General features: G+C 62.3%; 14 protein-coding genes. 11 read left to right on the top strand and 3 right to left on the bottom strand.

The features are described 5' to 3' along the window. Positions 1-23 precede the first annotated feature (23 nt). From glgB to FJ946_RS02910, 6 genes are all read left to right on the top strand, one after another. Positions 24-2,270: a 1,4-alpha-glucan branching protein GlgB gene (gene glgB / locus FJ946_RS02935; protein ID WP_140564227.1), complete on the top strand. Its 2,247-nt coding sequence runs from the start codon at positions 24-26 to the stop codon at positions 2,268-2,270. A gap of 3 nt (positions 2,271-2,273) precedes the next feature. Next, positions 2,274-3,539, top strand: coding sequence for a glucose-1-phosphate adenylyltransferase (gene glgC, locus FJ946_RS02930; RefSeq protein ID WP_140494816.1), 1,266 nt, complete (start codon positions 2,274-2,276; stop codon positions 3,537-3,539). Between the two features lie 135 nt (positions 3,540-3,674). Next, positions 3,675-5,120, top strand: a complete 1,446-nt coding sequence (gene glgA, locus FJ946_RS02925; protein ID WP_140494814.1) for a glycogen synthase GlgA — start codon at positions 3,675-3,677, stop codon at positions 5,118-5,120. Between the two features lie 3 nt (positions 5,121-5,123). Next, the gene (locus FJ946_RS02920; RefSeq protein WP_140494811.1) at positions 5,124-6,752 is read left to right on the top strand and encodes an alpha-D-glucose phosphate-specific phosphoglucomutase; all 1,629 of its coding nucleotides are present in this window, start codon (positions 5,124-5,126) and stop codon (positions 6,750-6,752) included. Between the two features lie 157 nt (positions 6,753-6,909). Next, positions 6,910-8,913 (top strand): glycogen debranching protein GlgX, encoded by a 2,004-nt coding sequence (gene glgX / locus FJ946_RS02915; RefSeq protein WP_140564226.1) that lies wholly within the window; start codon positions 6,910-6,912, stop codon positions 8,911-8,913. Continuing rightward, a complete protein-coding gene (locus FJ946_RS02910) occupies positions 8,906-10,540 on the top strand; it encodes an alpha-glucosidase family protein (protein ID WP_140494807.1) in 1,635 nt (544 codons plus the stop codon). Before glgX ends, FJ946_RS02910 begins: the two co-directional genes overlap by 8 nt. A gap of 20 nt (positions 10,541-10,560) precedes the next feature. Here FJ946_RS02910 and FJ946_RS02905 read toward each other — a convergent pair whose 3' ends face one another. Then, positions 10,561-12,330 (bottom strand): TadG family pilus assembly protein, encoded by a 1,770-nt coding sequence (locus FJ946_RS02905; RefSeq protein ID WP_140564225.1) that lies wholly within the window; start codon positions 12,328-12,330, stop codon positions 10,561-10,563. Further along, a complete protein-coding gene (locus FJ946_RS02900) occupies positions 12,331-12,777 on the bottom strand; it encodes a TadE/TadG family type IV pilus assembly protein (protein ID WP_140555953.1) in 447 nt (148 codons plus the stop codon). A gap of 285 nt (positions 12,778-13,062) precedes the next feature. Here FJ946_RS02900 and FJ946_RS02895 point away from each other — a divergent pair, with 285 nt between their 5' ends. From FJ946_RS02895 to FJ946_RS02880, 4 genes are all read left to right on the top strand, one after another. Continuing rightward, positions 13,063-14,655, top strand: a complete 1,593-nt coding sequence (locus FJ946_RS02895; protein WP_140564224.1) for a peptide ABC transporter substrate-binding protein — start codon at positions 13,063-13,065, stop codon at positions 14,653-14,655. Positions 14,656-14,826: 171 nt separating this feature from the next. Next, positions 14,827-15,750 carry an ABC transporter permease subunit gene (locus tag FJ946_RS02890; RefSeq protein WP_140494801.1) on the top strand — a complete coding sequence of 308 codons (924 nt, stop codon included), beginning with the start codon at positions 14,827-14,829 and terminating at the stop codon, positions 15,748-15,750. Then, positions 15,743-16,861, top strand: coding sequence for an ABC transporter permease subunit (locus tag FJ946_RS02885; protein ID WP_140520753.1), 1,119 nt, complete (start codon positions 15,743-15,745; stop codon positions 16,859-16,861). Before FJ946_RS02890 ends, FJ946_RS02885 begins: the two co-directional genes overlap by 8 nt. A 1-nt stretch (position 16,862) precedes the next feature. After that, on the top strand, positions 16,863-18,482 hold the full coding sequence (locus tag FJ946_RS02880; RefSeq protein WP_140520752.1) for an ABC transporter ATP-binding protein: 1,620 nt from the start codon (positions 16,863-16,865) through the stop codon (positions 18,480-18,482). 27 nt (positions 18,483-18,509) lie between these two features. Here FJ946_RS02880 and FJ946_RS02875 read toward each other — a convergent pair whose 3' ends face one another. Next, a complete protein-coding gene (locus tag FJ946_RS02875; RefSeq protein ID WP_140555952.1) occupies positions 18,510-18,854 on the bottom strand; it encodes a hypothetical protein in 345 nt (114 codons plus the stop codon). 304 nt (positions 18,855-19,158) lie between these two features. Here FJ946_RS02875 and FJ946_RS02870 point away from each other — a divergent pair, with 304 nt between their 5' ends. Continuing rightward, on the top strand, positions 19,159-20,277 hold the full coding sequence (locus tag FJ946_RS02870; RefSeq protein ID WP_140520751.1) for a glycosyltransferase family 9 protein: 1,119 nt from the start codon (positions 19,159-19,161) through the stop codon (positions 20,275-20,277). Positions 20,278-20,327 lie beyond the last annotated feature (50 nt).

Genomic DNA, 20,327 nt, shown 5'->3' with positions numbered 1-20,327 from the left:
TGCCCGGGGAGGGACACTGCCCGATGAGGAAACCGCGCGCGACCGCTGCGACAAGCGGGCCGGACGGATCGGCCCCGGCCAGCGATGTCGCGGCGATTGTCGCCGGCACGCACGGCAATCCGTTTGCGGTCCTCGGCGTCCATGAGGTGGGCAAGAACCTGTTTGCCCGCTGTTTCGTTCCGCATGCGGAGTTCGTCACCGCCTATACGCTGACCGGCATGATTGCTGGTGAACTGTCCAGGCGTGACGATGGCGGCTTTTTCGAAGGCAAGCTGTCGATCAAGAAGCGCCAGCCATTGCGCTATCACGCCAGGAATGCCGGGGGCGACTGGTGGTTGACGGATCCCTATTCTTTTGGCCCGGTGCTCGGTCCGATGGACGATTACTACATTGCCGAGGGCTCGCATCTGAGGCTGTTCGACAAGCTCGGCGCGCATGTCATCGAGCACGAAGGCGCCACCGGAGTGCATTTCGCCGTTTGGGCCCCCAATGCAAGGCGCGTCTCGGTGGTCGGCGATTTCAACGACTGGGACGGCCGCCGCCATTCGATGCGCGACCGCCGCGACACCGGCATCTGGGAGGTATTCATCCCCGATATCGGCGCCGGCAGGCCCTACAAGTACGAGATCATCGGCCCCGATGGCGTGAGATTGCCGCTGAAGGCCGATCCGTTTGCCTTCAAGTCCGAACTGCGCCCGGCGACCGCGTCGGTGACCGCTGCGTCGCCCGCCCATCAATGGGGCGACGAGGCGCATCGCAGTTTCTGGCGCAATGCCGATCCCCGGCGCGAGGCCATCTCCATCTACGAGGTCCATGCCGGCTCCTGGCAGCTTCGCGACGATGGAACGTTTCTGTCATGGGATGAACTGGCCGACCGGCTGATCCCCTATGTCGTCGAGACCGGCTTCACCCACATCGAGTTCATGCCGATCTCCGAACATCCCTATGATCCCTCCTGGGGCTACCAGACGACAGGCCTCTATGCGCCATCGGCGCGCTTTGGCGACCCGGCCGGCTTTGCCCGCTTTGTCGACGGCGCCCACCGTGCCGGCGTCGGCGTCATCCTCGACTGGGTGCCGGCGCATTTTCCGGTCGACGAGCACGGCCTTGTCCATTTCGACGGCACCGCGCTCTACGAGCATGCCGATCCGCGCCAGGGTTTTCATCCCGACTGGAACACGGCGATCTATAATTTCGGTCGCCGCGAAGTGGTGTCTTTCCTGGTCAACAACGCACTGTTCTGGGCCGAAAAATATCATGTCGACGGCCTGCGCGTCGACGCGGTCGCCTCGATGCTCTACCTCGATTATTCGCGCAAGGCAGGCGAATGGATTCCTAACGAGAAGGGCGGCCGCGAGAACCTCGAGGCGGTCAGCTTCCTGCAGAAGATGAACAAGGAGCTCTACGGCCACCATCCGGGCGTCATGACCATCGCCGAGGAATCGACCTCGTGGCCGAAGGTCTCGGCGCCGGTCCATGAAGGCGGGCTGGGCTTCGGCTTCAAGTGGAACATGGGCTTCATGCACGACACGCTGGAGTATTTTTCCAGGGAGCCGATCTTCCGCAAACACCACCACAACGACCTTACCTTCGGCCTGGTCTATGCCTTCTCGGAGAATTTCGTGCTGCCGCTCTCGCATGACGAGGTCGTGCACGGCAAAGGCACGCTGCTTGGCAAGATGGCCGGCGACGACTGGCAGAAATTCGCGACATTGCGCGCCTACTACGCTTTCATGTGGGGCTACCCCGGCAAGAAGCTGCTGTTCATGGGCCAGGAGTTCGCGCAGCGCCGCGAATGGAGCGAGGCGCGCGCGCTCGACTGGAATCTTCTCGATTTCCGCTCGCATCGCGGTGTCTGGCAGGTGGTGCGCGACCTCAACTATCTCTACCGCTCGCGACCGGCCCTGCACGGCCGCGACTGCGAGCCGGAGGGCTTTTCCTGGCTGATCGTCGACGACAGCCAGAATTCCGTCTTCGCCTGGCTGCGCAGCGCGCCGGGAGGCAATCCGGTCGCGATCATCTCCAATTTCACGCCGGTGCCGCGCGACAACTACCGCGTGCCGCTGCCGAAAGCCGGCACATGGCGCGAGATCATCAACACGGACGCTTCCGAATATGGCGGATCCGGCAAGGGCAATGGCGGCGCCGTCGAAGCGCGGGCGGAGGAAGGGGGCATCTCCGCAACGATGCTCTTGCCGCCGCTGTCGACGATCATGCTTGAACTGGTCGCGGAACAAGCCATGTCGAGACCGGGTAACTTGGGAGGGTAGAAAATGGCAAACTCGAAACGAACCCAGCCGCTGGCCCGCGACGCCATGGCCTATGTGCTGGCCGGCGGGCGCGGCAGCCGCCTCAAGGAACTGACCGACCGGCGCGCCAAGCCGGCAGTCTATTTCGGCGGCAAGACGCGCATCATCGATTTCGCGCTCTCCAACGCCCTCAACTCCGGCATCCGCCGCCTTGGGGTTGCAACCCAATACAAGGCGCATTCGCTGATCCGCCATTTGCAGCGAGGCTGGAACTTCCTGCGGCCCGAACGAAACGAAAGCTTCGATATCCTGCCGGCCAGCCAGCGCGTGTCGGAAACCCAGTGGTATGAAGGCACGGCCGACGCGGTTTACCAGAACATCGACATCATCGAGGCCTATGGCCCCGAATACATGGTCATCCTCGCCGGCGATCACATCTACAAGATGGACTACGAGCTGATGCTGCGCCAGCATGTCGACGCCGGCGCCGATGTCACCGTCGGCTGCCTCGAAGTGCCGCGCATGGAGGCCACGGGCTTCGGCGTCATGCATGTCGATGCCAAGGACAACATCATCGCCTTCGTCGAAAAGCCGGCCGACCCTCCCGGCATTCCAGACAAACCGGAGTTTGCCCTGGCCTCGATGGGCATCTACGTGTTCAAGACCAAGTTCCTGATGGAGCAGCTGCGCCGCGATGCGGCCGAGCCCGGTTCGAGCCGCGACTTCGGCAAGGACATCATCCCCTATATCGTCGAGCACGGTAAGGCGATCGCCCACCGCTTCGCCAAGTCCTGCGTGCGCTCGACCGCGGAAAATGAGGCCTACTGGCGCGATGTCGGCACCGTCGATGCCTATTGGGAAGCCAATATCGACCTGACCGACGTGACGCCCGAACTCGACCTCTACGATCGCGACTGGCCGATCTGGACCTATGCCGAGTTGAAGCCGCCGGCGAAGTTCGTGCATGACGAGGATGGACGGCGCGGTTCGGCCGTGTCCTCGCTTGTGTCGGGCGACTGCATCGTCTCGGGCGCGACGCTCAGGAAAAGCCTGATCTTCACCGGCGCGCGCATCAATTCCTACTCGACGCTGGAAGAGGTCGTCATGCTGCCCGACGTTCATGTCGGCCGGAACGCAACGTTGAAGCGCGTCGTCATCGACCACGGTGTAAGGATACCGGAAGGGCTGGTGGTCGGTGAGGATCCCGTGCTCGACGCCAAGCGCTTCCGCGTTTCGGAAAAGGGCATCTGCCTGATCACGCAGGACATGATCAACAAGTTGTCAACCTGATCAGTTTGATCAACAAGTTGTCAATCCGATCGGGTTGATCAACAAGCTGTCACTTTAGGGTGGTTTGTGCATGCCCTTGCCCCAGAACCGCTGCACGGTTTGGGCTACATGCACCAGGAGCGGTTCGGTAAGCGCATGCAGGTTCTGTCGGTCACGCCCGAGATCTTTCCGCTGATCAAGACCGGCGGGCTTGCCGATGTGACCGGCGCGCTGCCCGTCGCGCTGGCCGCCAAAGGCGTGACCATGCGCACGCTTATTCCCGGTTTTCCCATGGTGATGGACGCCTTCAAGAAAAAAAAGTCTGTCTACAAGTATCCGCTGCTGCAGGGCGGCAAGGCTTCGGTCCATTCTGTCCAGCTTGCCGGGCTCGATCTTTTCGTGCTCGATGCGCCGCATCTGTTCGATCGTCCCGGCGGTCCTTATGGCAATGCCGCGGGTGCCGATTGGCCGGACAATTGGCGCCGTTTCGCAGCGCTCAGCCAGGCCGGCGCCGACATCGCCGGCGGTGCCATCTCCGGTTACATGCCCGATATCGTGCATGCCCATGACTGGCAGTCGGCGATGACGCTGGCCTATATGCGCTATGGCAAAGCGGTCGGCACGCCGTCGATGATGACTGTCCACAACCTCGCCTTCCAGGGGCAGTTCGGCGCCGGCATCTTCGGCGAACTCGGACTGCCGACGGCGGCGATGGCGCTTGACGGCGTGGAATATTATGGCGGCGTCGGCTTCCTCAAGGCCGGCCTGCAGGCTGCCTGGGCAATCACCACCGTCAGCCCGACCTATGCGCAAGAAATCCGCTCGCCGGAATTCGGCATGGGTCTCGACGGCCTGATCAACATGCGCTCCAGCGATCTCTATGGCATCGTCAACGGCATCGACACCGCCATCTGGAACCCGGAGACCGACAAGCATCTGGTGTCGAACTATACAGCCGCCTCGCTCAAGGCGCGCGCGCCCAACAGGGCCGCTGTCGAGGGCCGTTTCGGCCTCGATCGCGACGGTAGCCCGATCGTCTGCGTCGTCAGCCGCCTGACCTGGCAGAAGGGCATGGACATACTGGCGACGGCGGTCGACGGCATCGTTGCAACGGGCGCGCGGTTGGCTATTCTGGGTTCGGGCGATGCCGGCCTCGAAGGCGCGCTGCTCGCCGCCGCCGCACGCCACCGCGGCCGTATAGGCGTCGTCGTGGGGTATGACGAAGGCCTGTCTCACGTCATGCAGGGCGGCTGCGACGCCATCGTTATCCCGTCGCGCTTCGAGCCTTGTGGACTGACGCAGCTTTATGGCCTGCGCTATGGCTGCGTGCCGGTGGTCGCCCGCACCGGGGGGCTCGCCGACACCATCATCGACGCCAACGAGGCGGCGATTGCCGCCGGCGTGGCGACCGGGTTCCAGTTCGCGCCCAGCGACGGCGGCGCGCTGCTTCATGCCATCCGCCGCCTGGCCGAGGCCCATGCCAGCCCCGCGATCTTCGAGGCCATCCAGCGCCAGGGCATGAAGACCGACCTGTCCTGGGACCGAAGCGCTGACAAATACGTTGAACTCTATCGCCTGCTGCTTTCGAAAAGGGTTGCTTGAAGCATGATACGCACCGTTCCCACCAAACCCTATTCCGACCAGAAGCCCGGCACTTCGGGGCTGCGCAAGAAGGTGCCTGTGTTCCAGCAGGAGCACTATGCCGAGAACTTCATCCAGTCGATCTTCGACGCGCTGGACGGGTTCAAGGGCAAGACTCTGGTGATCGGCGGCGACGGCCGCTTCTACAATCGCGAGGTCATCCAGAAGGCCATCGCCATGGCCGCCGCCAACGGATTCGGCAAGGTGATGGTCGGGCAGGGCGGCATCTTGTCGACGCCGGCCGCTTCGCATGTCATCCGCAAGTACAAGACGTTCGGCGGCATCATCCTGTCAGCCAGCCACAATCCGGGCGGCCCGCACGAGGATTTCGGCATCAAGTACAATGCCGGCAATGGCGGCCCGGCGCCGGAAAAGCTGACCGATGCGATCTTCGCCAGGACCAAGGCGATCTCCAGCTTCAAGACCGTCGACATCGATCCGATCGACATCGACGCGATCGGTACCGTCAAGGCCGCCGGCATGACGGTCGAGATCATCGATCCGGTCGTCGACTATGCCGAGCTGATGGAAAGCCTGTTCGATTTCGACGCGCTGCGCAAACTGTTCAAGTCGGGCTTTCGCATGCGCTTCGACGCCATGCACGCGGTGACCGGCCCCTACGCCAAGGAGATCCTCGAACACCGGCTTGGCGCGCCCGACGGCACCTGCCGCAACTTCAAGCCGCTGCCGGATTTCGGCGGCCACCATCCGGATCCGAACCTGGTCCATGCCAAACATCTCTATGACGAGATGATGGGACCGGACGCCCCGGATTTCGGTGCCGCTTCCGACGGTGACGGCGACCGCAATTTGATCATCGGCAAGGGCATTTTCGTCACCCCGTCGGATTCTGTCGCCATGCTCGCCGCCAACGCCCGCCTGGCGCCGGGCTACAAGGAAGGCCTGAAGGGCATTGCGCGCTCGATGCCGACCAGTGGGGCCGCCGACCGCGTCGCCGAAAAACTCGGCATTGGCATGTATGAGACGCCGACCGGCTGGAAATTCTTCGGCAATTTGCTCGACGCCGGCATGGCGACGATCTGCGGCGAGGAAAGTGCGGGCACCGGCTCCAACCATGTGCGCGAGAAGGACGGCCTGTGGGCCGTGCTTTTGTGGCTCAACATCCTCGCCGCGCGCGGCGAGAGCTGTAAGCAGATCGTCACCGAGCACTGGGCGACCTACGGCCGAAACTATTATTCGCGCCATGATTACGAGGAAGTCGAGAGCGGGCGCGCCAATGCGCTGGTCGATGAACTGCGCGCAAAGCTTGGCTCGCTGCCGGGCACCAGCGTGCGCGGCCTGAAGATCGCCAATGCCGACGACTTCACCTATCACGATCCGGTCGACGGTTCGGTGAGCGAGCATCAAGGCATCAGGGTGCTGTTCGAAGGCGGCTCGCGCGTCGTCTTCCGGCTTTCCGGCACGGGCACCTCGGGCGCCACCTTGCGCGTCTACATCGAGCGCTACGAGCCGGACAAGGCCAGGCACGATCTCGATACGCAGAAGGCGCTCGCCGATCTGATCGCAGCAGCGGATGACATCGCGGGAATCAGGAGCCATACCGGCCGTGACAAGCCGAGCGTGATTACTTGAGCGTGGCGGTGGCTTCACCCTCCCACTTGTGGGGAGGGTCGATCCGCGTAGCGGGTCGGGGTGGGGGTGCTCGTAGAGGGCTTTGCCGGCGTCACCCCCCACCCCGCTCACTTCGTTCGCGACCCTTCCCACAAGGGGGAGGGTGGAGGACGCGCCGATGACCTCACTAGGCGCCACCATCACCCAGGACGGCATCCGCTTTGCCGCCTGGTCGTCGTCGGCCCGTCGCCTTTGGGTCTCGATCTTCGACGAACAGGGAAACCGCGAACTCGACCGGCTGGAGCTGAAACCGGAAGGAGAGGGGGTGCATGCACTCTTCGTCTCCGGCCTTGCCGAGGGCACCCGCTACGGTTTCCGCGCCGATGGCGACTACGCGCCCGAACGCGGATTTTGGTTCGATCCGGACAAGCTGCTGACCGATCCCTACGCCGCCGAAATCGACCGGCCCTATGCCTGTCACTGGCGCCTCGCCGCGCGCCGCAACGAGGGTTCCGATACCGCGCCGCTGATGCCGAAGGCCGTGGTGAAAGCCTTGTCCACGGCTGTGCCTGTGCTGCCGCCGCTGTTCCGTCCCGGCGGCCTGATCTACGAAGTGCCGGTGCGCGCCTTCACCAAGCTGCATCCGGATGTGCCGGAAAAACAGCGCGGCACGACCGCCGCGCTTGCTCATCCGGCTATCGTCGAGCACCTGCGAAGGCTCGGCGTCTCCGCCGTCGAGCTGATGCCGGTGACCGCATCGATCGACGAGCGGCATCTGCCGCCGCTCGGGTTGAGCAACGCCTGGGGTTATAACCCTGTCACCTTCATGGCACTAGACCCGCGCCTGGCCCCTGGCGGCCTAGCCGAATTGCGCGTTACCGTTGCCGCGCTGCGTGCGGCCGGCATCGGCACCATTCTCGACCTCGTCTTCAACCACACGGGCGAAAGTGACAGGCTCGGTCCGACATTGTCGCTGCGCGGCCTAGACAATCAGGCTTATTACCGGCATCAGCCGGATGGCAGGCTGGTCAATGACACCGGTACCGGCAACACGATTGCCTGCGATCACCCGGCGGTGCAGGAAATGGTGCTCGACACGCTTCGCCATTTTGTCCGCCATGCCGGCGTCGACGGTTTTCGTTTCGACCTGGCACCGGTGCTGGGGCGCGTCAACGGCACATTCGAAGCGCAAGCGCCGTTGCTGGAGGCGATGCGCGAGGATGCGCTGTTGGCCGGCCGTGTGTTGATCGCCGAGCCCTGGGACATCGGTCTCGATGGCTATCAGCTCGGCAACTTCCCCTCCCGCTTCCTGGAATGGAACGATCGTTATCGCGACGATGCCAGGCGCTTCTGGCGCGGCGATGCCGGCATGGTTGGTACGCTGGCGACACGACTTGCCGGTTCGTCCGATATTTTCGGCAGGGGCGGCCAGCCCGCCAGCCGCACGGTGAATTTCATCGCGGCCCATGACGGCATGACGCTGGCCGACATCGTTGCTTATGAGGAGAAGCATAACGAGGCCAATGGTGAGCAAAATCGCGATGGCCACAACGAGAACCTGTCCTGGAACAACGGCGTCGAGGGCGCGACGGACGACGCGGCAATCGCGAAGGCGCGCTTCAGCGACCAGTGTGCGCTGCTCGCCACGCTGTTCGCCTCGCGCGGCACGATCATGCTGACGGCCGGCGACGAATTCAGCCGCAGCCAGCAAGGCAATAACAACGCTTATGCGCAGGACAACAACATCACCTGGCTCGACTGGAAGGGGCGTGACCAGGCGCTGGAAGGCTACGCGCGTGCACTGGCCGCCTTGCGCCGCGCGGTGCCGGCGCTCTCTAATACAGATTTCCTCACCGGCCAGCCGCTGGCCGGGTCGGACACTGCCGACGTCGCCTGGCTCACCGAGACGGGGGCGCTGCTCGGCGAGGCGGAGTGGAACGATCCCGCCCGGCATCGCCTCGTCATGCTGCTCGGCGGCGTGGATGGCCGGCTTGCCGTCATGGTCAATGGCGATCGCCGCCAATGCATCTTCACATTGCCCGCGCGAGACGGATTCCGATGGCATCCCGCCATCGAAGCGCAAGCAGTTGATCTTTCTCGCGCGCTGCCGGGCCGCAGCGTGAATTTCATGATCGAGCGCAGGACGGAAGGGCCCAGACAGGGAAAGGGTCGTGATGACTGACGACAATGCCGAGCGAGCGGCCGACTGGTGGCGCGGTTGCGTCATTTACCAGGTCTACCCGCGTTCCTTCCAGGACACGACCGGCGACGGCAGCGGCGATCTCGCCGGCATCACATCAAGGCTCGCCCACATTGCCTCGCTCGGCGCCGATGCCGTCTGGCTGTCGCCTTTCTTCAAGTCGCCGATGGCCGATATGGGCTACGACGTGTCGGATTATTGCGACGTCGATCCGATGTTCGGCACGTTGGAGGATTTCGATACACTGGTTGCCGAAGCGCACCGGCTTGGCCTGAAAATCATCATCGACCAGGTGCTGTCGCACTCCTCCGACAGGCACGAATGGTTCGTCGAAAGCCGCGCCAGCCGCGACAATCCAAAGGCCGATTGGTACGTGTGGGCCGACGCCAGACCGGATGGTGGTGTGCCCAACAACTGGCTGTCGGTCTTCGGCGGCCCCTCGTGGGAATGGGATGCGACCCGCCGGCAGTACTATCTGCACAATTTCCTCGCTTCGCAGCCGGATCTCAACTTTCACAACCCGGAGGTCCAGGACGCGCTTCTGGATACAGTGCGGTTCTGGTTGGAGCGCGGCGTCGACGGCTTCCGGCTGGACACCGTCAACTACTACGTCCACGACCGCTGGCTGCGCAGCAACCCGCCCTTGGCGTCGAGCGTTGCAGGCACCAACACCGAGACCAACACCTACCTCTACCAGGAGCACCTGTTCGACAAGACGCAGCCGGAAAATCTAGCGTTCCTGCGGCGCTTTCGGGCGCTGCTCGACGAGTACGGGGATCGCGCCGCCGTCGGCGAAATCGGTGATGAGGGGCGCTCCCTACAGACGCTGGCCGCCTACACCTCCGGCGGCGACAAGCTGCAGATGTGCTACACCTTCGATCTGCTTGGCCCGCAATTTTCGGCGGCGCATGTGCGCGGCTGTGTCGAGGCTTTCGAAAACGCTGTCGTAGATGGCTGGGTCTGCTGGGCGTTTTCCAACCATGACGTCATGCGTCATGTCAGCCGCTGGACGCGGCCGGGCGGCGATCCTGACGTGGTGGCCAAATTCTCGATCATGCTGCTCTCTTGCCTGCGTGGCTCGATCTGCCTCTACCAGGGCGAGGAACTCGGTTTGCCGGAGGCGGAACTTGCCTATGAGGACCTGCGCGATCCGGTAGGCATCCGCTTCTGGCCCGGTGTGAAGGGAAGGGATGGCTGCCGCACGCCCATGGTCTGGGAGTCCGGCGCCGATAATGCGGGCTTCTCCACCGGTAAACCCTGGCTGCCGGTGCCGGAAAGCCATCGCGCTCGCGCGGTCGATGTACAGAGCGGCGATGAGCAATCGGTACTTTCCGCCTACCGTTCGGCACTCGCTTTGCGCAAGCGGCATCCGGCGCTGGTCGGCGGTTCGATCCGCTTTCTCGACGCCGAAGGCGACGTGCTGGCCTTTGTCCGCGAGCATGGCGATGAGAGGCTGCTTTGTGCCTTCAATTTCGCCGGGGAACCGGCCAATTGGCCGCTGCCGCAAGACTTAGGAGCGGTTGCGAAACTTGGCGGCGATGCCTCGCTCGCCGGAGAAGCCGTGCTTTTGCTGCCGACACTCGGATGCTTTCTTGGACACCTTGCCTAGATCAGCGCGTGCCGGCCATCTTACTGGACAAGCACGGCACGTCCGCACGTTGCGCCGGTGACCCGGACGTCGGCTTCACCGAGACGCACGCCAAGAGCTCCGAGCAGATTGGTAAGCAACGTGTCGACCGGAGCTGTTACGCTGTTCAGAAGTGCCACCACTGGCGGGCTTACGGTTGCGATCAGCGTGTTCAGATTCAGCAGCGGCAGACCGAGTAAATTCGCCGTCAGCGACAAATCGCTGACCAGCGACGTAGTCAACGACTGGGTAAAATTTTGGGTGTAAGCGGTCCTTATCGTCTTGGCATCGATATCGGCCTTGTTGAAAGTCAACGTCGTTAGCGTGTTGTTGGCCATGTCGAACGCCGCTGAGCCCACCACCGACAGCACCGGGATGATCAGAAGTTTCACGCTCGCGATTTCCGTGTTGGAAAACGTCTCCTTGTTGGTGAAATCGGCAAAGCCGGCGCTGCTGCTGTCGCCGAGATGCCCTTCGACGATACCGGGACGGGTGGCGATGGTCACCTTGATGCTGCTGGGGCCTGTCGGACAACTTATGTCGGTGAGCTTGGCCTCGGCATAGGCGACTTCGACATGCAGAGGCAGACTGAACGACACCAGGGTGATACCGCCTCCGACATTGCTGTTGCCGGCTCCGATCTTCACCACCAGCTTGATACGGGTCTGGGCCGTCCGCACAATGGTGCCGACTTCGCCAACCTTCAGCCATGGCGAGGATTGCGGCGGTTCGCCGAAGGCGATGGCGAGCGTGCTCGACAGCACCCCCGGTATGCCGGTGCTGAGACCGAGGTCGATCTGCTTCGAACCGTTTGCCAGTTCGGCGGCGGCCATCAGCATTCCCATCGCGCTGGCGTCAACGCCAAGGCCGGCTGGCCTCTGCCCGAGGCCAAGTCTGCCGAGGGGGCCGAGGTCGATGAGATGGCTGAGCGGAATCTTGACCGTGTTAGTCGATTTGCTTGCCATGGTTTGCAAGGCGACCTTGGCCGTGTTGCCGAGCCCGGGAACATTGGCCATGGCGGTGGCGATCTGGCCGACTGCAGCCTTTGAGGCCAGAACGTCCGAATAGGTCACGCCCGTCAGGTTCAATTGCACCGCCAGGGCATCGACGAAGGAAAGCACGCTGACATCGGCGGAGATCAATCCGTTGTAGTCCATGACGCTGAGCGAGATGTTGCCGCCTAGAAGGCCGCCGAGAAGCGCGTTGAGGATGGGGCTGTTGCTGGTATTGACGCTGAGCAACCTCGATCCGACCGAGAAAGTGGCCTGTGGCGTCATGCTGGCGGTGGCTTCGGTGCCAATGATGGGCGTTTGGATCAGCGAGCTTGCGAAATAGCGGTTGGGGATCTTGCGCAGGGTCACATGAACCGCGTTGTAAGGGGTTACGCCTGCTTGGAAGCGTTGATCCACATTGACCGAGGATGCCCCTGCATATCGGCCCCGCGTGACCGTCACGACGGTTTTGCCCACCGCCGCGGGAATGGTTTGACCCGAGCCCTGAACGACGACACCTGGCATCCCGTTGTCGGTGAGCGTGGTCAAGACCGCGGTCTGGACGTTGTTGATGTTCGAAGCCGCGGTGATCGCTGCCAGGTCGACCATCGCCTGTGCTTCTCGGCGCTCGGTGTAAATGGAGGCCTCGTCGATCGCCACCGCCGCCAGCGCCAGCGCGACCGGCGCGCTCAACGCCGTCATCACCGTGAAATTCGCTCGCCGGTCACCAAGCATCAGGCGTGCAAGCCTGCCGACCTTCAAGTGCGCGCAGAGCAGCATTCAGATGCCCCCGACCCTGATCGTTGATTGGCGTTTGATCGTTGTACCCGGCATGGCTATGCCCGGAAAGAGATTCCAGATCGGCAGGTTTCGGGCATCGTACTGGATCGACACCACGAACTGATTGCCGTCCGCCGTGCTGTCATTGGCCTGATAAGTCAGCTTGCTGGCGTCGACGAAGGGATATCCACCGGCATTATTGGCGAGAAACGAGGCCACGAGCGTCTGCCGCTCGGTCTGGTTCAGCCCCGAGATGGCCGTCCGGGCGGCGTCCGCCGCGATCTGCTGTATTGAATTGGCCGCGCCGAAATAGACACCGTATGCAACCATTCCGAGCAGGAGAAGGATGAATATCGGTGAAAGCAGAGCGAACTCAACCGCCGAAGTTGCCGAAGTGTCTGTCTGGAATCGGCGCCCCTGGACCCGGCGAATGACGTTCTGAACCATGCCGCCGAGCATGCCAAAGTTCGCATGCAAAAAGCGAAAACTCTAGGCGCAACCTGGAAGTGTGTATGATTGAAAAGCTACGCTAATTTAGCCGCGGCTTCTTTGATTCCTGGCTATTGACTTAGGGTCAATCAGTACTCGGTTGAAAAGAGCTTGCCGCCTGTCTAGTCTCCTGCCACCAGCCGACGGAGGGAACCGGCGGCGCGCTCAAAGGGGCCAGACATCGGTCCCGGGGCGTCAACACGCAAAGGCGCGCCGTTGGCAGCGCCGACAGGGAGAAACTTCATGCTGAAAAACATGCTGAAGGCGACGGCATTCGCCACAACCATGGCGCTGGCCGCCGGAACATTCTACACGCCGGCCTTTGCCGAGGTCGTCTACAACAGAGGCACTGCTGCCGAATCCGAGTCGGTTGATCCGCATAAGACCTCGACGGTCTATGAAGCCAACGTCTTGCGCGACCTGTTCCAAGGGCTGGTGATGCAGGACGAGAAGGCCAACGTCATCCCCGGCGCCGCCGAGAGCTGGACGGTGTCGGATGACGGCACCGTTTACACCTTCAAGCTCAGGAAGGACGGCCAGTGGTCCGACGGCAGCCCGGTGACGGCCGAAGACTTCGTCTTCGCTTTCCGCCGCCTCGAAGACCCGGCCACGGCCGCCGAATATGCCTCGATGCTCTATCCCGTCAAGAACGCCGAGGAAGTCAACACCAAGAAGGGCAAGTTCGAGGACATGGGCGTCAAGGCGATCGACGCGACCACCCTTGAAGTGACGCTGAAGGCACCGACGCCATATTTCCTCGAAATGCTGACCCACCAGGCGACCTATCCGGTCAACAAGACGTCCATGGACAAGCTCGGCGCCGACTGGATCAAGCCGGGCAATCTCGTTTCCAACGGCCCCTATACGCTGGCCGAGTGGGTTCCCAACGATCATATGAAACTGGTCAAGAATCCGAAATTCTGGGATGCCGGAAGCGTCAAGATCGACGTCGTCAACTACATCCCGACAGAGGATCGCTCCTCGGCGATGAAGCGCTTCGAGGCCGGCGAACTCGACAGCTACGACGATCTACCGACCGAGCAGCTCGCCGACCTCAAGGCCAAGTTCGGTGATCAGATCAAGGTGGGGCCGTATCTCGGCACCTATTACTACGCGATCAAGACCGACAAGAAGCCCTGGGACAATGTCGAGCTGCGCAATGCCATCTCGATGGCCATCGACCGCGATTTCATTGCCGAGAAGGTCTGGCAGAACTCAATGCTGCCAGGCTATTCGATGGTCCCTCCGGGCATCGAGGGCTACACGCCGGCGATGGCCAAATATGCCGACATGTCGCAGATCGACCGCGAGGACGCAGCCAAGAAGATACTCGAGAAACTCGGTTACACGCCGGAGCATCCGCTGAAGATGGAGATCCGATACAACACCTCGGAGAACCACAAGAATACTGCGGTCGCCATCCAGGAACAGCTGAAGCCGCTCGGCGTCGACGTCACGCTGCTCAACACCGACACCAAGACCCACTACTCCTTCCTCGAGCAGAGGGGCGACTATGACGTTGCGCGCGCCGCCTGGATTGCCGACTACAAGGATCCCGAAACCTTCCTGGGCATCTCGCGCAAGGCCAGCGGCAACAACTATTCGGTCTATGACAGCCCGCAATATGAGGCGGCCATGGACAAGGCGGCCGCCGCCGGCGGCAAGCCGGAAGAGCGCATGAAGGAACTCGCCGCCGCCGAGCGTATCCTCGTCGACGACGTCGGCCAGATCCCGCTTCTCTACTATAGCTACCACGATATCGTTTCCCCGAAGCTCCATGGCTTCGTCGACAACGTCATGGACGTGCATCCGTCCCGCTTCATCTCCAAGGATTGAAAACCTTGATCGACCCGCCGCCCGTTCAGGACGGCGGTTCGAGCTGTCGTCGCATGGGGCCCGAAAGTCGAAATCGATTTTCGCAGGCCATGGTGCGAAGATGAGAGGTGCCAGAGCGCTGCGGGCGTCCGGTTGGATGCCCATCACCCTGGCCGAAGCAGGGCACCGCCGATGCTACGCTACATTTTCAGGCGGCTTCTGACCGCCATTCCAACGCTATTCGTCATCGTGACCTTGGCGTTCTTCCTGATGCGCGTCGCACCGGGCGGCCCGTTCAATCAGGAGCGGGGCCTGAGCCCCGAGATCAGGGCCAATCTTGAAGCCCAGTTCGGGCTCGCCGACCCGCTCTGGCTGCAATATGTCCACTATCTCGGCAATCTCCTGCGCGGCAATTTCGGCCCGAGCTACAATATGCCGGACTTTACCGTCACCGAGCTTTTCGCGAAGGGCTTGCCTATTTCCATTCAGCTCGGCGCCTCCGCGCTGATCTTGGCGCTGCTGCTCGGCAGCGTGCTCGGTACCATTGCGGCGCTCAACCAGAACAAACTTGGCGACTACACGGTGATTGCGCTGGCAACCGCGGGCAGCACCATCCCGACCTTCGTCATCGCGCCGATTATCCAGCTCGTGTTCGGATTGACCTGGAAGCTATTGCCGATCGGCGGCTGGGGCGATGGCGCGCTTATCAACAAGATCGGTCCCGTGCTGACGCTTGCCCTGCCGCAGATCGCCATCGTCGCCCGCCTGATGCGCGGCTCGATGATCGAATCGCTGCGCTCGCATCACATCCGCACGGCGCGCGCGCTCGGCCTGTCCGACTGGTCGGTGGTGGTCAAGCACGCGCTGCGCGGCGCCGTCCTGCCGATCGTCTCCTTCACCGGTCCGGCTGCCGCCGCCCTGCTCACCGGCTCGATCATCGTCGAGACGATCTTCTCCATTCCCGGCGTCGGGCGCTACTTCGTCGATGCCGCGCTCAACCGCGACTACACGCTGGTGATGGGGACGGTGGTGGTCATCGCCATCTTCACCATCGTCTTCAACCTGATCGTCGACGTCATGTATGCCGTCGTCGATCCGAGGGTGCGCTATGACTGATATCGCGATCGCCGCACCGGTCGTCGGCCGTTCGCTGTGGGGCGATGCCTGGGCGCGTCTCAAGGCCAACCGCGCCGCCATGTTCAGCCTCTACTACCTGATCCTGATCGCTGTGATCAGCGTGTTCGGGCCCTGGTTCGTGCCGCACCAATACACCACCATCTATGGTGATTATGTGCGTACGCCGCCGAGCCTGTCGGCCTATCCGAAGCCGGACATGATCGAGACCGCGCTTAATGAGGCGATCAAGCGCATGCGTGTCGACATCAAGGACTGGCGCCAGGACGGCAATCGCGTCTTCGTCACCGTCACCTCCAGCAAGGCGATCGACGACCGCAACATCCGCTATCTCGACCGGTCCGACGCCTTCGACGACACCAGGATCGAAAGCAAGTCGCCTGACGGCCTCGAAGCGACGATGAGCGCCTCGGTCAAGCAGCAATATTTTCTTTTCGGCACCGACAACACCGGCCGCGATCTGTTGTCGCGGACGCTGATGGCCGGGCGCGTTTCGCTGGCCATCGGTCTGCTCGCCGGCGTCGTGGCCGTGGCCATCGGCGTGCTCTATGGCGCCACTGCCGGTTTTGCCGGAGGCAGGGTCGACGAGGTGATGATGCGCATCGTCGACGTGCTTTATTCGCTGCCCTTCATCTTCTTCGTCATCATGCTGGTGGTGTTCTTCGGCCGCAACTTCGTGCTGATGTTCCTGGCGGTCGGCGCCGTGCTGTGGCTCGACATGGCCCGCATCGTGCGCGGCCAGGCGCTGTCCATCCGCCGCCAGGAATATGTCCAGGCGGCCGAGGCCATGGGCGTCGGCCAGCGCGGCATCCTTTTGCGCCACGTCATTCCCAACCTGCTCGGGCCGGTGGTGATCTACATGACGCTGCTGGTGCCGCAGGTCATTATCCTGGAGAGCTTTCTGTCATTCCTCGGGCTCGGCATCCAGGAGCCGATGACCAGCTGGGGCGTGCTGATCTCGGTCGGCGCCAAGAATATCGGCACTGCAAACTGGCTGCTTCTGTTCCCTGCCTTCTTCCTGGTCTCCACCTTGTTCGCCCTGAACTTCGTCGGCGACGGCCTGCGCGATGCGCTCGACCCCAAGGACCGCTAAGATGGACGCAGCAGAGACCATTCTCAGCGTAAAGGATCTTCGCGTGCGCTTCCGCACCCTCGACGGCGCGGTCGAGGCGGTGAAAGGCATCAACATCCACGTCAAGGCGGGCGAAACCGTCGCCGTGGTCGGCGAATCCGGCTCCGGCAAGAGCCAAACGATGATGGCGGCGATGAGCCTGCTGGCCTCCAATGGAGAAGCCACCGGCAGTGTCGATTATCGCGGCCGCAATCTTCTGACGCTAAGCAAATCCGAGTTGAACAAGGTCCGCGGCCGCAAGATCAGCATGATCTTCCAGGAGCCGATGACCTCGCTCGATCCGCTCTATTCGATCGGCAACCAGCTGATCGAACCGATTCGCCGGCATCGGGGCTTGAATGCGGCGCAAGCGCGCGAGGAGGCGCTCAACCTGCTCAGGCTGGTGCATATTCCCGATCCCGAACGGCGCATGAAATCCTATCCGCACGAAATGTCGGGTGGCCAGCGCCAGCGCGTCATGATCGCCATGGCTTTGGCAAACGATCCCGATATCCTGATTGCCGACGAACCAACGACGGCGCTCGACGTCACCATCCAGGCGCAGATCCTCATGCTACTTGCCGAGCTGCAGCGCAAGCTCGGCATGGCGATCGTCTTCATCACCCACGATCTCGGCATCGTGCGGCGCTTTGCCGACCGGGTCTATGTCATGCGCTCCGGCGAGGTGGTGGAGGAGGGGGACGCGCAAGCCATCTTCGCCAGTCCTCAGCATGCCTACACCAAGATGCTGCTGGCGGCCGAGCCGACCGGGACCAAGGCGCCGCCGCCGGCCAATGCGCCCGTCCTGCTCGAAGGCAGAAACGTCGAGGTCACCTTCCGCATCGGCGGCGGCTTTCTGGCCGGCGAACCGCTGATGCTGCGCGCCGTCGACCATATCTCGATCAGGCTGAGGCGCAATCAGACGATCGGCATCGTCGGCGAATCAGGCTCTGGAAAATCGACGCTTGGCCGCGCTTTGCTGCGGCTGTTGCCGAGCGATGGCGTGATCCGCTTCGGCGACCGCGATATCTCGACCGCCGACCGCCAGACGATGCGGCCGCTGCGGCGCCAATTGCAGCTGGTCTTCCAGGATCCGTTCGGTTCGCTGTCGCCGCGCATGACCATCGGCCAGGTCATTACCGAAGGGTTGCTGGTGCATGAACCGAACCTCTCGGGCAAGCAGCGCGACCAGCGCGCCGTCGAGGCGCTGCGTGAAGTCGGCCTCGATCCCAATTCGCGCAATCGCTATCCGCACGAATTCTCAGGCGGCCAGCGCCAGCGCATCGCAATCGCCCGGGCCATGATTCTCAAGCCCAAGCTGGTGGTGCTGGACGAGCCGACCTCCGCCCTCGACCGCTCGGTGCAGAAGCAGATCGTGGAGTTGCTGCGCAAGCTGCAGGCCGACCATGAGCTGTCTTACCTCTTCATCAGCCACGATCTGGCCGTGGTGCGCGCCATGGCCGACTACATCATCGTCATGAAGCAGGGCAAGATCGTCGAGGAAGGGCCGACGGAAGACATTTTCAGCAATCCGCAGGCCGGCTACACGCAGACGCTGATGAGCGCCGCAATCGATGTCACGCGGTTTCGCTTGAGTGCGTGAGGCGAGCCGGGGCGGCGGCGCCTCAGCTCAACTCGCCAGCCCTGGGCATTTGCGCGCCCTGGCGGCGGCCATGGCCGCTTGCTGCTGCTTCAGCCGATCGATCCTGGTCGTTTCGCGATTGGCGACGGCGGCCTTGACGCTTGAGCCGCCCAGCAGCCATCTCGGAACACTGGTGCTGGCGACCTTGCCCCGCGTGATGGCTGTCTGCGAGATGCCTTTGGCGGCTTCGCCTATGGCGCTGTTCAGTTCGGCGCATGTCATCTTGTCGTAATTCGCCGGATCGATCGATCCGCTGGTCGACGCGCAGCCTCCGACAAGGGCGAGGAGGAGCACGGGGATGAACGGCCTGCTGGGGGTCGAATGCAATTTCATGTCCACGACCTTACTCCAGCGTAAGCGACCATGGCCACCCTCCGATATGTCCGCATGCGTGCGTACGCCGAAACGAACCGGGGTCATTCACATTCACGACGGACACGAGTTCGACCTCGGCGGAACCCTTGAAAGAGAGCCTGCGAGCCCCATCTGCGTTGACAAATATTCCTGGTTGGTTGATGGCTGAGGCGATATCCTATATCAGCGGACAGAACGAGCTTGTCATTGCGCGGCTATTGCCTACATCGATCGTTTGTCGAAAATTTTGGATTCTTTTTGGCTGAAATGGAATAGTCATTCCATGAAAAGTTGGATCAAGAATTCAAAAGAGCCGGCAAAGGCGCTGCCGAAGGCTGGCAACGTACAATCAATACTCATAAATCAGACGAAGTTTATCGGGGATGTTGTTCTAACTTCGGTTCTGGTCAGGCATCTGCGGGCAGAGTTTCCGAACGCGACGATCACCATGCTATGCCAGGCGGCGCTGGCGAAATTCGTTCTGGAGCAAGGCATCGCCGACAGCGTGGTTTCGCTCGATCGCGGCAAAATGCGCGGCTCCCCTTTCGAGCGCATGTCCGGAATGACCAGGCTCCTGCACGATCTGAGGAAGTCGGATTATGATCTTATCATCGATCTGTCCGACTCCAAGACATCACGGCTTGTGATGCGCTTCGTCAAGGCGCCTTTTCGCGTAGGCTATGTTCCATCGGAGCAGCCCCTGAAATTCTGGGAGCGCCAAAGCGCCAACATCTTTGCCGCCACATACGGCCATGGCGGCGAGCATTATCTGCATCGGTACCTGTCGCCGCTGTTTGCCCTTGGCATTCCTGTGACCGATCCTATTCCGTCCCTCAAGCCAACCGAATCCGGTTCGCGTCAGGCAAAGCAGCTGCTTGCCCGACACGAATTGGAAACGAAGTCGTTTGTCGCCGTCCATGCCGGCGCCAGTTTCCCAGGCCGTTGCTGGCAGCCTGACCGTTTCGCATCGGTCCTGGGAGAGATTTACCGTCGAAAGGGTCTCCGGGCGGTCATCGTTGGCGGCCCGGACGAGGCAGGTATCGCAGGCAAGGTGTTGGATGCGGCAACATCGCCGATCGTGAATCTCGTTGGCCAGGCACCCCTGACCACCCTTTTGCCCCTGCTGGGCGAGGCCCTGATCTTCCTGGGCAACGAAAGCGGACCCATGCACCTGGCCGCGGCCATGAAAACGCCCGTCGTTGGCCTGTTCGGTCTGACCCAACCTGACATCTGGGGGCCTCTTGGCGTTCCTAACCGTACGCTGCAGCCTCCGATGCCATGCAAGTGCATAGCGCCGGGCCTCTGCAAGGTGGGCAATGCAGGGGGCGTTTATTGCGTTCAACGGCTTGACGCCGCCGACGTCACCAAAGCGGCAATCGAACTCATAGAACGCGTCAGCTAAACCAATTCCAGGAAAACTGCGCAGCGGTTTTTCCGTCCGGAATTGCGTAA

Origin of the sequence: Mesorhizobium sp. B2-4-7 (genome assembly GCF_006442685.1) — a bacterium.
Lineage (GTDB): Bacteria > Pseudomonadota > Alphaproteobacteria > Rhizobiales > Rhizobiaceae > Mesorhizobium.
Note: the sequence above shows the minus strand (reverse complement) of the source record. Positions and strands in the feature narration are given on the sequence as shown.

What these genes read in the sequence shown, in the direction of transcription:
- FJ946_RS02895 (WP_140564224.1), top strand. Translation starts at nt 13,063, where the DNA reads ATGCTGAAAAACATGCTGAAGGCGACGGCATTCGCCACAACCATGGCG.
- FJ946_RS02905 (WP_140564225.1), bottom strand. Translation starts at nt 12,330, where the DNA reads ATGCTGCTCTGCGCGCACTTGAAGGTCGGCAGGCTTGCACGCCTGATG.
- glgB (WP_140564227.1), top strand. Translation starts at nt 24, where the DNA reads ATGAGGAAACCGCGCGCGACCGCTGCGACAAGCGGGCCGGACGGATCG.
- FJ946_RS02875 (WP_140555952.1), bottom strand. Translation starts at nt 18,854, where the DNA reads ATGAAATTGCATTCGACCCCCAGCAGGCCGTTCATCCCCGTGCTCCTC.
- FJ946_RS02920 (WP_140494811.1), top strand. Translation starts at nt 5,124, where the DNA reads ATGATACGCACCGTTCCCACCAAACCCTATTCCGACCAGAAGCCCGGC.
- FJ946_RS02890 (WP_140494801.1), top strand. Translation starts at nt 14,827, where the DNA reads ATGCTACGCTACATTTTCAGGCGGCTTCTGACCGCCATTCCAACGCTA.
- FJ946_RS02880 (WP_140520752.1), top strand. Translation starts at nt 16,863, where the DNA reads ATGGACGCAGCAGAGACCATTCTCAGCGTAAAGGATCTTCGCGTGCGC.
- glgA (WP_140494814.1), top strand. Translation starts at nt 3,675, where the DNA reads ATGCAGGTTCTGTCGGTCACGCCCGAGATCTTTCCGCTGATCAAGACC.
- glgX (WP_140564226.1), top strand. Translation starts at nt 6,910, where the DNA reads ATGACCTCACTAGGCGCCACCATCACCCAGGACGGCATCCGCTTTGCC.
- FJ946_RS02885 (WP_140520753.1), top strand. Translation starts at nt 15,743, where the DNA reads ATGACTGATATCGCGATCGCCGCACCGGTCGTCGGCCGTTCGCTGTGG.
- FJ946_RS02910 (WP_140494807.1), top strand. Translation starts at nt 8,906, where the DNA reads ATGACTGACGACAATGCCGAGCGAGCGGCCGACTGGTGGCGCGGTTGC.
- FJ946_RS02870 (WP_140520751.1), top strand. Translation starts at nt 19,159, where the DNA reads ATGAAAAGTTGGATCAAGAATTCAAAAGAGCCGGCAAAGGCGCTGCCG.
- FJ946_RS02900 (WP_140555953.1), bottom strand. Translation starts at nt 12,777, where the DNA reads ATGGTTCAGAACGTCATTCGCCGGGTCCAGGGGCGCCGATTCCAGACA.
- glgC (WP_140494816.1), top strand. Translation starts at nt 2,274, where the DNA reads ATGGCAAACTCGAAACGAACCCAGCCGCTGGCCCGCGACGCCATGGCC.